The organism is Pseudomonas sp. P8_229, assembly GCF_034008635.1.
Lineage (GTDB): Bacteria > Pseudomonadota > Gammaproteobacteria > Pseudomonadales > Pseudomonadaceae > Aquipseudomonas.
This window is the reverse complement of sequence record NZ_CP125378.1, coordinates 2,096,518-2,110,816: the sequence shown is the minus strand read 5'-3', so window position 1 is coordinate 2,110,816 and position 14,299 is coordinate 2,096,518. Positions and strand designations below refer to the sequence as shown.

The 14,299-nt window shown below is 62.4% G+C and carries 11 protein-coding genes; 6 read left to right on the top strand and 5 right to left on the bottom strand.

Translation table 11 applies throughout. From position 1 onward, the window contains the following. The first annotated feature begins 13 nt into the window (after positions 1-13). The 4 genes from QMK55_RS09520 to QMK55_RS09505 all read left to right on the top strand — a co-directional run bounded on the left by QMK55_RS09520 (position 14) and on the right by QMK55_RS09505 (position 6,499). Complete coding sequence (locus tag QMK55_RS09520) at positions 14-2,362, top strand: 7TM diverse intracellular signaling domain-containing protein (protein ID WP_320329095.1); 2,349 nt, start codon at positions 14-16, stop codon at positions 2,360-2,362. A 97-nt stretch (positions 2,363-2,459) separates the two neighbouring features. Further along, complete coding sequence (locus tag QMK55_RS09515) at positions 2,460-4,109, top strand: acyl-CoA dehydrogenase family protein (protein ID WP_320329094.1); 1,650 nt, start codon at positions 2,460-2,462, stop codon at positions 4,107-4,109. 182 nt (positions 4,110-4,291) lie between these two features. Beyond that, the gene (gene amn, locus QMK55_RS09510) at positions 4,292-5,791 is read left to right on the top strand and encodes an AMP nucleosidase (RefSeq protein ID WP_178082085.1); all 1,500 of its coding nucleotides are present in this window, start codon (positions 4,292-4,294) and stop codon (positions 5,789-5,791) included. Positions 5,792-5,863: 72 nt separating this feature from the next. Then, positions 5,864-6,499, top strand: coding sequence for a pseudouridine synthase (locus QMK55_RS09505; protein WP_320329093.1), 636 nt, complete (start codon positions 5,864-5,866; stop codon positions 6,497-6,499). Here QMK55_RS09505 and QMK55_RS09500 read toward each other — a convergent pair. Continuing rightward, positions 6,494-6,703: a DUF2788 domain-containing protein gene (locus QMK55_RS09500; RefSeq protein ID WP_003228500.1), complete on the bottom strand. Its 210-nt coding sequence runs from the start codon at positions 6,701-6,703 to the stop codon at positions 6,494-6,496. The genes QMK55_RS09505 and QMK55_RS09500 overlap by 6 nt on opposite strands. A 217-nt stretch (positions 6,704-6,920) precedes the next feature. Continuing rightward, entirely contained in the window at positions 6,921-7,400 is a 480-nt protein-coding gene (locus QMK55_RS09495; RefSeq protein ID WP_007909658.1) for an Lrp/AsnC family transcriptional regulator, read from the bottom strand. 455 nt (positions 7,401-7,855) lie between these two features. Between QMK55_RS09495 and QMK55_RS09490 the strand changes: the two genes are divergently transcribed. After that, on the top strand, positions 7,856-8,923 hold the full coding sequence (locus QMK55_RS09490; RefSeq protein ID WP_102354521.1) for a DUF6515 family protein: 1,068 nt from the start codon (positions 7,856-7,858) through the stop codon (positions 8,921-8,923). On the opposite strand, the gene QMK55_RS09485 is transcribed toward QMK55_RS09490, so the two are convergent. Further along, positions 8,917-9,825: a cation diffusion facilitator family transporter gene (locus QMK55_RS09485; protein WP_102354520.1), complete on the bottom strand. Its 909-nt coding sequence runs from the start codon at positions 9,823-9,825 to the stop codon at positions 8,917-8,919. The two genes, QMK55_RS09490 and QMK55_RS09485, sit on opposite strands and share 7 nt — an antisense overlap. Positions 9,826-9,840: 15 nt before the next feature. After that, positions 9,841-10,260 carry a hypothetical protein gene (locus QMK55_RS09480; RefSeq protein WP_025108718.1) on the bottom strand — a complete coding sequence of 140 codons (420 nt, stop codon included), beginning with the start codon at positions 10,258-10,260 and terminating at the stop codon, positions 9,841-9,843. A 363-nt stretch (positions 10,261-10,623) separates the two neighbouring features. Between QMK55_RS09480 and hrpB the strand changes: the two genes are divergently transcribed. Then, positions 10,624-13,143 carry an ATP-dependent helicase HrpB gene (hrpB, locus tag QMK55_RS09475; protein ID WP_320329092.1) on the top strand — a complete coding sequence of 840 codons (2,520 nt, stop codon included), beginning with the start codon at positions 10,624-10,626 and terminating at the stop codon, positions 13,141-13,143. Positions 13,144-13,240: 97 nt separating this feature from the next. Here hrpB and QMK55_RS09470 read toward each other — a convergent pair whose 3' ends face one another. After that, positions 13,241-14,155: a LysR family transcriptional regulator gene (locus QMK55_RS09470; RefSeq protein ID WP_102354518.1), complete on the bottom strand. Its 915-nt coding sequence runs from the start codon at positions 14,153-14,155 to the stop codon at positions 13,241-13,243. Between the last annotated feature and the right edge of the window lie 144 nt (positions 14,156-14,299).

The window sequence follows — 14,299 nt, the reverse complement described above, 5'->3', positions numbered from 1 at the left end:
CGCTGGGGCTTCAATGCGCTATTTGCTGATGTTGCTGTTCTGCTTGCCCCTCTTCGCAAGCGCCGTCGAGTTCGACGAAAATACCCAGAGCCTTCCCCTGGGTCGCTCCTTGCAGGTGTTCGAAGACCCGAGCGGTCAGGCGAACATCGCCGACGTCCGCGCTCAAGCGGCGGCGGGTAATTTCAAAGCCCACGATAAAGCCACGCTCAATGCCGGTTACTCGCGTTCGGCGTTCTGGCTGAAGATCGACCTGCGTTACCGTCCGAATAATCCAGCCGCACAGCGCACCTGGCTGCTGGAGCTGGCGTACCCGCCGCTCGATCACCTTGATCTGTACATGGCCGATGCCAACGGCGACTATCGCCTGATCCGGCAGACCGGCGACGCGTTGCCGTTCGCCAGTCGCGAGATCCGTCAGAACAACTACCTGTTCGACCTGAGTTTCGCCCCCGACCAGCAACAAACCCTTTATCTGCGCCTGGCCAGCGAAGGCTCGATTCAGGCGCCGGTGACGTTATGGTCGAGCACCGCGTACCTCGAAGACCAACCCGTGCGCCTGTATGTGCTGGGCATCATTTATGGCGTGCTGCTGGGGATGCTGGTCTACAACCTGTTCATCTACTTGAGCGTGCGCGACACCAGCTACCTCTATTACATCTTCTACATTGCCTCGTTCGGCCTTTATCAACTGTCGGTGAACGGCGCGGCGGTCGAGTATTTCTGGCCGGACAATCCGTGGTGGGCCAACGCCGCCACACCGTTTTTCATCGGCTGTGCCGGCCTGTTCGGCAGCCAGTTCGCCCGCAGTTTTCTGCAGACCAAAAACCACAGCCGCTGGCTCGACCGCTTGCTGATCGCCCTGATCGCGTTCGGCGCCCTGGTGATCGGCCTGTCGCTGATGACCAGTTATGCGTTGTCACTGCGTCTGGCGACAATACTGGCGCTGACCTTCACCGTGGTGATTTTCGCCGCCGGGATTCTGGCCTGGTGGCGCGGCCTGCGCGTGGCGCGTTATTTCATCATTGCCTGGTCGGCGTTTTTGCTCGGCGGCATCGTCAACACGCTAATGGTGCTCGGCTTGCTGCCGAACGTGTTCCTGACCATGTACGCCAGTCAGATCGGTTCGGCGATTGAAGTGGCATTGCTGTCGCTGGCGCTGGCCGACCGCATCAATGCCATGCGCGAGCAGCAGGCGCAAACTCTGTTCGACGCCGGGCAGAAGCTCGAAGTGCTCAACCAGCAACTGGCCCACAGCAACAAGCTCAAGGACGAATTCCTCGCGACCCTGACTCACGAATTGCGCACGCCGATGAACGGGGTGATCGGTTCGCTGGAGCTGATGCAGACGGTCGAGCTGGAACCTGAGCTGGAGCAGTACCAGCAAACCGCCGCCGGTTCTGCCCGGGAAATGATGCGCATGGTCAACGGCATCCTCACCCTCACCGAACTGCAGGCTGGCAAGCTCAAGGCGACGCCGGGCAGTTTCAGTCTGCGTGCGGTGGTCGAGGCCTTGCGCGTTCAGTTCGATGGCAATGCGGCGGGCAAGTCGCTGGACTTCAAGGTCGAGGTGCTCCCGACCCTGCCGGACCGTTTGCACGGCGACAGCGCCAAACTCGCGCAATGCCTGGAGTGCCTGCTGGACAACGCGATCAAGTTCACCCGTGTCGGCGGCCTGGCGCTGCGGGTGACTGGCAAACCGGCGGCGGAAAACCGCTTGGCCCTGTCGTTTGCAGTGATCGACACCGGCATCGGTTTCACCGATCTGGGCGAGGCGACGATGTATCAGCGTTTCTTCCAGCTCGACGGCTCGATGACTCGCGAATACGGTGGCTTGGGCGTGGGCCTGGCGATCTGTCGGCAACTGGTCGAGTTGCTCGGCGGCAAGCTCACCCACCGTTCAGAACCCGGACGCGGCAGCCGCTTTCAGCTGGATGTCGAATTCGAGCTGCCAGTGGTCGAGACGGCGCCGAGCCCGCTGCACGATCGCAGCCGTGCGCCGCAGGACTGCACGGTGCTGCTCGTGGACGACAACAGCGTCAATCAGCTGGTGATGCGCGGCATGCTGCTCAAGCTCGGTTTCCGCGTGCGCACGGCCGACAACGGCACGGCGGCAGTCGATTGCCTGCAACGGGAAACCTTCGACGCGGTACTGATTGATTGCCAGTTGCCCAGCCATGAGGGGGCTTCGTTGTGCTGCCAGATCCACGCCTTGCCGGGCTGTGCCCATGTGCCGGTGTTCATGCTGGCCCAGGGCACGGATCGCGAGCATTGCGCGCCTGGCACGCGTATCGATTACCTGAACAAACCGGTGAAATTCGAAGACCTGCAAACGGCGCTGGAGCGTCGGGTGCTCAGCGCATAATAGGGCGAAAGCGCCGGCAGTTCGGCGTATATGACACTTTGATCAGCCACGGGGCGGTGCTTAACTGAATTCCTTGGCTGACCAAAGGAGCCCCGTCATGAACCTGCATCAGTTCGCCGAAACCCACGAAGTCACCAACCAGCCACCGTCGCTGGACGGCGCCAATCTGTACCGCATCGACCTGCCGTTACAGGAGTGGTCGCGCCGTTTCGGCGCCGGTTGGGCCGAGTCGCGGATCGATGTCTACGGTGCGCTGGCCGGCGGGCCGTTGATGGAAGCGGGGTTCCTCGCCAACCAGAACAAACCGGTTTTTGTCAGCCATGACCGCTACGGTCATCGTATCGATCTGGTGGAGTTTCATCCGGCTTATCACGAGCTGATGCGCACCGCGATCGAGCATGGCCTGACTTCTTCGCCATGGACCCATCCGCAGGATGGCGCGCATGTCGCCCGCGCCTCGATGAGCTATTTGCACAGCCAGGCCGAGGCCGGTAGCGGTTGCCCATTGACCATGACCTTCGCCAGCGTCCCGGCGATGCGCTTGCAGCCGGATCTGGCCGAGCAGTGGCTGCCGAAAATCCTCGCCACCGAATATGACCCGCGCAACATCGGCATGGCGCACAAGGCCGGCGTGACCATCGGCATGGCGATGACCGAGAAGCAGGGCGGCACCGATGTGCGGGCCAACACCACCAAGGCTTATCCGGTCGGCGCCAGTGGCCCGGGCCAGGCCTATGAACTGGTCGGCCACAAGTGGTTCTGCTCGGCGCCGATGTGCGATGCGTTCCTGACGCTGGCGCAAACCGACAAGGGCCTGACCTGCTTCCTGCTGCCACGCCATCGGCCGGACGACACGCGCAATCAGTTCTACATCCAGCGCCTGAAAAACAAACTCGGCAACCAGTCCAACGCCTCCAGCGAAGTGGAGTTCCGTGGCGCCCTGGCGTGGATGGTCGGCGAAGAAGGGCGTGGCGTGCCGACCATCATCGAGATGGTGGCGATGACCCGTTTCGATTGCATGGTCGGCTCCAGCTCGCTGATGCGTCAGGCGCTGACCCAGGCCAGCCACCACTGCGCGCACCGCAAGGTCGGCGGCAAACTGCTCAGCGAGCAACCGTTGATGCAGAACGTACTGGCCGACCTCGCTCTGGAAAGCGAAGCCGCGCTGGCCCTGAGCCTGCGCATGGGCCAGGCGCTGGATCATCTGGGCGACCGCCACGAAGCGCAATTCGCCCGGCTGGTGACGGCGGTGGGCAAGTACTGGATCTGCAAGCGCGCGCCGGCAATGATCAACGAAGCCGCCGAATGCATGGGCGGTGCCGGGTATGTAGAAGAGAGCATTCTGCCGCGCCTGTATCGCGAAGCGCCGGTCAACTCGACGTGGGAAGGCTCGGGCAACGTGCAGTGCCTGGACGTGTTGCGCGCGCTGTCGAAGGAGCCGGGCGTGCTCGATGTGCTGTTCAGCGAGTTGGGTGACGGCCATGGCGACAAGCGCCTGGCCGCGCACATCCAGCAGTTGCAGGCGCAGTTCAAGGACACCAGCGATATTCAGTACCGCGCGCGGCAGCTGACCGAGGATATTGCGCTGGGGCTGCAGGCCAAGCTGTTACTGGAAGCCGGAAACTCAGCGGTGAGTGATGCCTTTATTGCCAGCCGGCTGAGCGGCAGCGCTCGCGTTTATGGCACTTTGCCGCGTGGGCTGGACGTCGAAGCCATCGTCACCCGCTCAACCCCGCAAGGTTTCTGACACACCAAAAATCCCCCTGTAGGAGTGAGCCTGCTCGCGATAGCGGTGTACCAGTCAATGCAAATGTCGACTGATACATCGCTATCGCGAGCTGGCTCACTCCTACAGGGATCGTGGGTGTGTCCATATATTGTGCGGTTGCCAACATGCCACTGTTCCCGTGGCGTCACGATGCAGGCAAGATGAAGCTCTGCAAGTCAGAACACAGGAAGCTGATCGTGACCGAAGCGTTTATTGTCGTTCAAACCGCCGAACAAGCCGTGGACCGTCTGGCCGAGCTGCACGAGCGGGCCACCACTGCGCTGAACTCGGCGCTCAAGCGTTACCTCAAGGATCGCGTCGAGCCTGACGCTGCGCAGCGCGCACTGTTTCGTTATCCCGAACTGCGTCTGACCTACCTGTGCCAGGGCGAAGTCCCGCAGACCACCCGCGCGTACGCCAAGGTGCAACTGCCAGGCACCTACAGCGTCACCGTCACCCACCCCAAGGCGTTCCGCAAATACCTGCTGGAACAACTGGTGCCGTTGATGCACGACTTCACCGTGACCGTGGAAGTCGGCGTCAGCCAACAGAACATCCCGTACCCGTATGTGGTCGAGCAGGGTGATGAGCTGGCCGGCTCCGGCGTCACCGCTGCCGTGCTGGCGCGGGTGTTTCCGAGTACCGACCTGTCCGCTGCCACCGATGGCATCGCCGACGGTCTCTATGACTGGGAAAACACCGATCCGCTGCCACTGGCACTGTTCGACGCCGCACGGGTCGACTTCTCCCTGCGTCGCCTGGTGCACTACACCGGCAGCGACTGGCGCCATGTGCAGCCATGGATCCTGTTGACCAACTACCACCGCTATGTCGACCAGTTCATCGTCCATGGCCTGGAACAACTGCGCAAAGACCCGCGTTTCGTGCGCATGGTTCTGCCGGGTAACGTGATCATCGAGAAAAGTATGGATCACGGCGAAGCCTCGGCGATTGCCGCCGGCGTGGTCTGGCACCGCTATCAGATGCCGGCCTATCACCTGATCGCCAGCGATGGCCATGGGGTGACCCTGGTCAACATCGGCGTCGGCCCGTCCAACGCCAAGAACATCACCGACCACCTGGCGGTGCTGCGTCCGCATTGCTGGCTGATGATCGGTCACTGCGGCGGGCTGCGTCAGTCGCAGACCATCGGCGACTACGTGCTGGCCCATGCCTACATGCGTCGCGACGGGATTCTCGACCGCGTGGTGCCGCCGAACATTCCGATCCCGGCGCTGGCCGAAGTGCAGATGGCGCTGCAGCAAGCAGCCGCCAACATCACCGGCGAGAAGGGCGAAGAGCTGAAAAAGCGTCTGCGCACCGGTACCGTGCTGACCTACGACGACCGCAACTGGGAGCTGCGCTGGGCCCAGGAACGTCCGCTGATCAACCTGTCCCGCGCCGTGGCCGTGGACATGGAAAGCGGCACCATCGCCGCCCAGGGTTATCGCCTGCGGGTGCCGTACGGCACGTTGCTGTGCGTTTCGGACAAACCGCTGCACAGTGAAATCAAGCTGCCGGGCTCGGCCAACGCGTTCTACGAGCGTGCGGTCAGCCAGCATTTGAAGATCGGCATCGAGGCGGTGGATCTGCTGCGCACCGAACTCAACTCGCTGCACTCGCGCAAACTGCGCAGCTTCGACGAGCCGCCGTTCCGATAACGGTTAGTCGTGGTCATTTGGTGGTCGGGGCACTAGCATTGTCAGCCCTGATCGCTAAATGTCTGTTCTCTTATGTCCCGTCCCCCGCGTCCACCTTCCCGTCGCCCTGGCGTGAAGCCTCAGTCTTCCTCACCGCGCCGTGTCGCCAAGGCGCCGCCGGCCGAGCCGAAGCTGATCCTGTTCAACAAACCGTTCGATGTGCTGACGCAATTCAGCGATGGCGAAGGGCGAGCGACGCTCAAGGATTACATCGACGTTCCGGGCATCTACCCGGCCGGACGGCTGGACCGCGACAGCGAAGGTTTGCTGCTGCTGACCAACGACGGCCAGTTGCAGGCGCGGATCGCCGATCCCAAGCACAAGCTGGCGAAAACCTATTGGGTGCAGGTCGAAGGCGTGCCGACGGCTGAGCAGTTGCAGCGTCTGCGTGACGGCGTCGAACTGAATGACGGCATGACCTTGCCCGCCGAAGCGCGGCAACTGGATGAGCCCGAGCTGTGGCCGCGCAATCCGCCGGTACGCTTTCGCGCGACCATTCCGACAACCTGGCTGGAGCTGGTGATTCGCGAAGGGCGTAACCGTCAGGTTCGGCGGATGACCGCAGCGGTCGGGCTGCCGACGTTGCGGCTGGTGCGGGTCAGGATTGGCGACTGGACGATCGAAGGGCTCGATCAGGGCCAATGGAAAGAAGTACCGGCGCGTCTATAGAGCGCCGGATTCGATCAGGCCGATCACCACACTCTTGATGATGAACGCGGCCACGCCCAGGCCCAGCACGAAGAACAGGATGAACGAGCCGAAGCGCCCGGCCTTGGACTTCTTCGCCAGATCCCAGACGATGAAACCCATGAAAATGATCAGGATGCTGACCAGGCCAGTCATCATCCACTCTTCGAATACTGCAGGATCCATTGGGCATCTCCGGCGCAGGCGCGGCTGAAAGGGCTTGGCGATTATACGCCGAGGGTAGCTGAGGCCGCATTGACCTGCGTCGGTGTGCCGCAGTGAGGGGCTGCCTGTACCGGCCTCTTCGCGAGCAAGTCCGCTCCCACAGGTGAGCTCGGTGGTACACAAATTGTGTGCTCGACGAAGACCAATTGTGGGAGCGGGCTTGCTCGCGAAAGCGGTTTCAGCTGCGCAGATGCGTCAGCGGCAATTCAGTGCTGTTGAGCACCTGATTCAGCACAAAACTCGAGCGCACGCTGGTCACCCCTTCAATCCGGGTCAGGTGCCCCAGCAGCAGCTTTTGATAGTGATCCATGTCCGGCACCACCACTTTCAACTGATAGTCGGCATCGACGCCGGTCACCAGGCTGCATTCCAGTACCTGCGGCAGGGTGCGGATCGCCGCTTCGAAGTTTTCGAAACGCTCCGGTGTGTGCCGGTCCATGCCGATCAGCACGTAGGCGGTCAGGCTCAGGCCGAGCATCTTGCGATCGAGCAGGGCGACCTGGCGTGAGATGTAGCCGTCGTCCTCCAGTTGCTTGACCCGGCGCGAGCAGGGCGAGGGCGACAGACCGATGCGCTCGGCCAGTTCCTGGTTGGAGATGCGGGCGTCGCGCTGCAATTCAGCCAAAATACTCAGGTCATAACGGTCGAGTTTGCTCATGAATCTGTCCTTGGTTGTAACTATTGCGGCGGATTATCTATCCAGGGTTAAAAATTGCGCAAGTGGTGTTTATTTGAGCAATCTTCGCAATCCTCTGTCGCGGCCTCCGGCCTATTCTTATCACCAGAATCACTGCTCGGTAACACAGTCCACTGCGGCCCGCCCAATCAGGCCCGCCGCGGCCGCCACCCCCACCGGGGATGTGCCGGCCCCCGAGCTGCACACTGTCCAGAAGACGGCGTGAGGTGAGCCGACGTCAAAAGCGTCGAGCCAGGACGAAGTTCTCTAGAAGGGAGGCCGACGGGTCTCCCTTTTTTCTTGCCTGCGATTTTTGTGCCTTGCAGCGCCGCCATCCTCAATAAATAAGTTTCGTGACTGATAACCTGTCGCAGAACCCGGTGTGTGTATTCCCGGTCTTAGTTACAAGCCCCTTATTACCCGCAGTGAGGAAAAGCATGAAGTCGCGCATCTGGCGTCTGGCCGGTGTTGGTTTGCTGTGTGTGAGCGTCAGTGCGCAAGCGCTTGCCGACGAGCCACAGAATCGTGGTCCCGAGAATAACGGGCACGGTGGTGAACATCAGGGCAATCAGGGGCATGGCGGCGAGCGTCAGCCGCACGGGCAGAACAATCCGCCGCCGCAAAATCAGCCGCGGCCGCAGAACAACGAAATCATTCGTGGCGACAACAGCCGCCAGTTCGAGCACAACAGCCAGCAGCACAATAATAACGGTCAATGGCAAAACAACGGTCAGTGGCAGAACCAGAACCGCGCGCCCAACCCGCCTGCTCCGGTTCATCAGGCGCCACCGCCACCGGCGAACAATCTGCCGATCCAGCCACGGCCCGACGCCGTGCGTCAGACCCAGGAACCGCGCCAGGGTTACTACCGCGACGAGCGTCCGCAGAATGGTTACCACAACCAGCAATGGCAAACCGGCAACCGGCCCAATGACAATCGCTGGCCGGGCCGCCCGGACGGGCATGGCAACGGCTGGGGCCCAGGCCCGCAGTACCGCCCGGGGCATGTGATCGACCGCTTCCCGGATCGCGAATACCGTGTGCCGTATCGCGGCCAGGATTACTTCTATTCCGGTGGCTACTGGTATCGCCCGCAAGGCCCGCGCTACATCGTCGTGCAACCGCCACGTGGGATTCGTACCCAGTATCTGCCGGACTATGCGCGTGAAGTGTGGATCGGCGGTGCGCTGCTGTTCCTCGCTGCCGGCTCCTATTACGCCTATCAGGAAGCCACCCAGGATTACGTGGTGGTCGAGCCGCCGGTGCAGCAACCGCCGCAACCGCAGCCGCAATCCCAGGGTTATGACGTCGAGGCTTATCCCGCCAACGGTCAGTCGCCGGAACAAGTCCAGCAGGACGGTTACCAGTGCTACCAATACGCGGTACAGCAAAGCGGTTTCGATCCGCGTACCGCGACGTATCAACCGGCGCCCGAAGTGGTGCAGGCCTACCGTCAGGCTCAGGGCAATTGCCTGAGCAGTCGCGGTTATCAGGTGTCTTACTGAAGCCGGGTTTGCGCCCGTTCGGTCTTGACCACTTCCTGCGGGTCGGCGTGCACCAGCACCTCGGCTCGCGGGTAGGCGGCGTGAATCGCATCCGCCGCCTGATCGCTGATGCCGTGGGCGACTGACAGGGTCAGCTCTCCCGGCAACTCCAGGTGCAACTGCACGAACCAGTGATTGCCCGAGATCCGCGTGCGCAGATCATGTGCGCCCAGCACGCCGGGTACGCCGCAGGCCAGTTCGAGCATGTGCTGACTGACGTCCGTTGGCAGCTCTTCATCCATCAGCACCGAAAAACTTTCCCGGGCGATCTGAACCGCACTCCACAAAATGTACGCCGCAATCCCCAGGCCGAACCATGCATCGAGCTGATGAAAGCCCATGCCGGCGAGGACCAGCGCGATCAGAATGCTGCCGTTGAGCAGCATGTCCGAGCGGTAGTGCAGCGAGTCGGCGCGCACCGCGTTGGAGCCGGTCTGCTTGATCACCCGATGTTGCAATGTCAGTAGCGCAGCGGTCAGCAGCAGCGAGAATACGATCACCCCAATGCTCAACCAAGGCGCGCCCAGCGGCTCTGGTTGCTGGATGCGTTCGTACGCCTGAAAGGCAATCAGCACCGCACTGCCACCGATGAACAGTGCCTGAGCCATACCCGCCAGCGACTCGGCCTTGCCGTGACCGTAACGGTGATCGTCATCGGCCGGGCGCAGCGCGTAATGCACCGCCAGCAGATTGAGCAGCGAGGTAACGCCATCCAGCGCCGAGTCGGTGAGGCCGGCGAGCATGCTCACCGAACCGCTGAGCCACCAGGCGATGGCTTTGGCGATGATCAGCGTGCAGGCCACCGCGACCGAGGCGCGGGTCGCCAGCCGCAGCAGGCGGGCGTGTTCGGGGCTGGTGGTCATGTGGTCGTAATGTCCTTATGCGGCAGGTTGCAGGCCAAACATCGCCAGTTGTTGAGTGCTGCCCTTGTGCTGGATCAGACGTGGATCGTCCAGTGGCAGGTTGCGGCCCAGTTCTGTTTCGAGAATAGCCTGCAACTTGAGGTTATCGACCTGACCGTCCGGGCCAATGGCTTGTTTCAGCTTGGCCGGATCGACCTGGGCGGTGTGGCCCGGTTCGAAATAGATCGCGCCGGTGGTGAAGTCGACCGCAAAGGCGATCAGGCCGGGAATCACGTAGAACAGCAGGCCCACAGCGTCGAGCACGGCAATCGCCGGGTCAATCTTGCCGTCGATCTGGCCGCGACGGTCCGGGTAGAAAATCGAACCGCAGGCAGTGAGTTGAGTGAGCAGGGTGGCGACCAGTACACCGCCGATCAGGCGAGAAGGTAAGCGCATGGAAAATCTCCTGAGTCATCTATTAACGAAGCTTCGTCTTGTGAAGTTAAGACCCTGACGAACGCCAAGCAGTTCGCCGTTATACTCGCGGCTGGCAGGGCATGCCCACAGTAAATTGCGGCCTCGTCTCACCCCTACCGAAATATGTTGAGGATTGAAGTTGTTTTCTCCAGATCGACACCGCGTGAAGGCTGATGAATCCTGTCGGGGTTCGGCCCTCCGGGCTAATGCTGTGAGCACGCCATGCTGCGTTGCGGGACTTGGCAAGGAAACGACCCTCACCTGCGTCCCGCGCCTTGCCTGGCACGCTCACAGCTTTAACGCGACTCGCAATTTACGGTGGGCACGCCCTGGGGAGCCAGCATGATTTCTTTGCCGATCGATGAAGTTTTACCTGCCCTGCGTGAAGCGTTGGCGACACGCCACGAAGCTGTGCTCGAAGCACCGCCCGGCGCCGGTAAAACCACCCGCGTGCCCCTGGCCTTGCTCGATGAAGCGTGGCTGGCCGGGCAGACCATCCTCATGCTCGAACCGCGGCGTCTCGCAGCGCGTGCGGCGGCTGAACGACTGGCCAGCGAACTGGGCGAGAAGGTCGGTGAAACCGTCGGTTATCGCATCCGCCTCGACAGCAAGGTCGGCCCCAACACCCGTATCGAGGTGGTCACCGAAGGCATTCTCACCCGGCGCCTGCAGGACGATCCGGCGCTGGAAGGCGTGGGCCTGCTGATCTTCGACGAATTCCACGAGCGTAGCCTCGATGCCGATCTGGCATTGGCGCTCAGTTTGAACGGTCGTGAACTGTTCCGAGCTGAACAGCCGCTGAAGATTTTGCTGATGTCGGCAACGCTGGAAGGCGAACGTCTGGCCGGCTTGCTGGATGACGCGCCGATCCTGCGCAGCGAAGGGCGCATGTTCCCGGTGACGATGCGCTGGGGGCGGCCGTTCCAGCCCGGCGAATACATCGACCAGCACGTGACCCAGACCGTACTTGAAGCCCTGCACGATGAGACCGGCAGCCTGCTGGTGTTCCTTCCGGGGCAGGCGGAAATCCGTCGCGTGCATCAGCAACTGAGCGATGCCATTGGCGAGCGCAGCGACGTGTTGCTCTGCCCGCTGCACGGCGAACTGGATCTGAATGCGCAGCGCGCCGCGATCGACCCGGCTCCCACCGGCCAGCGCAAAGTGGTGCTGGCGACCAACATCGCCGAGACCAGTTTGACCATCAATGGCGTGCGTGTGGTGATCGATGCCGGGCTGGCGCGGGTGCCGCGTTTCGACCCTGGCAGCGGCATGACCCGCCTCGACACCCAACGCATTTCCAAGGCCAGCGCCACCCAACGCGCCGGCCGGGCGGGGCGTCTGGAGCCGGGGGTGTGTTATCGCCTGTGGTCACAGGACCAGCACGAACAACTCGCCGCTTACGGCAGCGCGGAAATTCTTTCGGCGGACCTGGCGAGCCTGGCGCTGCAACTCGGGCGTTGGGGCGTGACTCCGGGCGAACTGGTCTGGCTCGATGTGCCACCGACGGCGGCCTATGCACAGGCACGGGATCTGTTGCAGCGACTCGGCGCGCTCGAAGGCGAAACGTTGACCGCGCACGGTCAGGCCATGGCTGAACTGCCGGCGCATCCGCGCATCGCCCATCTGTTGCTGCGCGGTCAGGCGCTGGGGCTGGCGAACATGGCGTGCGACGTTGCGGCACTGCTCGGCGAGCGCGATATCCTGCGCGGTGCCGGCGCTGATCTGCACAGCCGCTTGGTCCTGCTCTGCGGTGAAGAACGTGCGGCGCGCGGTGCACAGGGTGGCGTGCAACGGGCCCGGCAATTGGCGCGACAGTATCGCGGTTACTTGCGCGGCAAGGCGAGCGCGCCGGTCAGCGATCCCGATCATCCGCGCTGGCTCGGCGCGCTGCTGGTGCTGGCCTACCCGGACCGCGTCGCCCAACAGCGGCGTGCCGGTGGCGCGGAATATCGTCTGGCCAATGGACGCGCCGCGCTGTTCGCTGAAGCCGACAGCCTGATGAAGGAGCCATGGATTGTGATTGCCGACCTCGGCAGCCGTCAGGGTCAGCGCGAGGAACGGATTTATCTGGCGGCGGATTTCGATCCGGCGCTGTTCGATTCAGTGTTGGCTGAGCAGGTCAGTTGCGTCGATCAACTGGACTGGGACGAACGCGAAGGCGTGCTGCGCGCCGAGCGTCAGCGCAAGGTCGGCGAGCTGATCCTCAGCCGCGAACCGTTGACCGGTCTCGACGAAGCGGCACGCAGTCAGGCGCTGGTCAATCTGGTGCGGCGCAAAGGTCTGGAGTTGCTGCCGTGGACGCCGGAGCTGCGTCAGTGGCAGGCGCGGGTCGCCCTGCTGCGGCAGCTGGATCTGAACGCTCAGGTCGAAAGCCAATGGCCGGATGTCAGCGACGCGACGTTGCTGAAAAACCTCGAAGACTGGCTGATGCCATATCTGGGCAAGGTCTCGCGGCTCAGTCATTTCGCCAATCTGGACCTGTCGAGCATCGTCCGTAACCTGCTGCCGTGGCCGTTACCACAGCGGCTCGATGAGCTGGCGCCGCATCACATCAGTGTGCCGTCCGGGTCATCGATTCGTCTGGATTACAGCGAGCAGCCGCCGATTCTCGCGGTGCGTCTGCAGGAGTTGTTCGGCCTCGCCGAGACGCCACGGATTGCCGGCGGGCGGCAAGTGGTCAAGTTGCACCTATTGTCCCCGGCGCGGCGGCCGGTGCAGGTGACGCAGGATCTGGCCAACTTCTGGCGCAGTACCTATGCCGAGGTGAAGAAGGATTTGAAGGGGCGGTATCCGAAGCACTATTGGCCGGATGATCCGTTGGTGGCCGAGGCCACTGCGCGGGCCAAACCGCGCGGCACGTGAAGATCAAAACATCGCAACCTGCCATCCATTGACGGTGCGACATCGATCTACTGTGGGAGCAAGCCCGCTCCCGCAATGAGTCGGAGCGTGTTCGCTGCTAAATACGCGCCTTGCCCGTCAGTTGTTCCCGGCAGTAATCGGCGAACAACTGCGCCGGCTTGGTCAGTTGCCCACGCTTGAGCCACGCCGCCACCAGCCCTGAGCCGGTGACGTCTTCGGCTATCTCCACGCACACCACTTTCTTGCCGTCATAGGTGCATTCCGAATGCGGACGGGTGACCAGCACCGAGAAGCCGAACCCCTGGCCGACCATGCCGCGGACCATCTCGATTGACGGCGAGCTGAACTCGATGCGCGGGGTCAGGCCCAGCTCTTCGAAGAGGCTGACGAAGTAGGTCCGGCTCGGCTGTACGTCCAGCAGAATCATCGGCTCCAGGCACAGATCGCGTAGCGACACTTGCTTGTACTGGGCGAAACGGTGGTCGGCCGGCAGCAGCGCATACGGGCGTTGCGCCGGCATCAGTGGTTCGGTCTGGATGGTGGCGTCGAGTTCGTGTTCATAAAGGATGACCAGGTCGAACGTGCCCGAGGTCAGGCCCAGCACCAGTTCCTGTTGTTCGCCGTCACGGATGCGGATTTTCACCCCGGGATAGAGCGTGGAAAACCCGGCAATCAATTGCGGCAAATACAGCGGGGCGACGGTTTCGAAACAGCCGATGTCGATCTGTCCGGCGACGATGTCGTTGTCGGCGAGGGCGTTCTGTTCGAACTCCCGGGCCATGCGCAACAGCTCCTGCGCCTTGCGGAAAAACCGTGCGCCGCTGGGCGTCAGGGACACGCCCTGGGCGTGATGGCGGATCAGCAGCTGCACGGCGAAGCTGTCTTCCAGGCCCTTGATTGCCGTGGAGATCGCCGGTTGCGCGATGTACAGCTTGCGTGAAGCTTCGGCAACGCTGCCGCATTCGACGGTGGTGATGAAGTATTTGAGCTGACGCAAATTGTAGGCGGCCACGGCAAACCTCAGGACGAGCGGACTCGACTTCCAAGCAATTTGTGCGCCGCCGCGTCCGCTGCGCGACGATGTTTTTGTCCTTGAACCTTAGTCATCCGCGCAGGTTTTGGGGAAACCGATTGAGCAGTTTTTTCATTGCCTGCG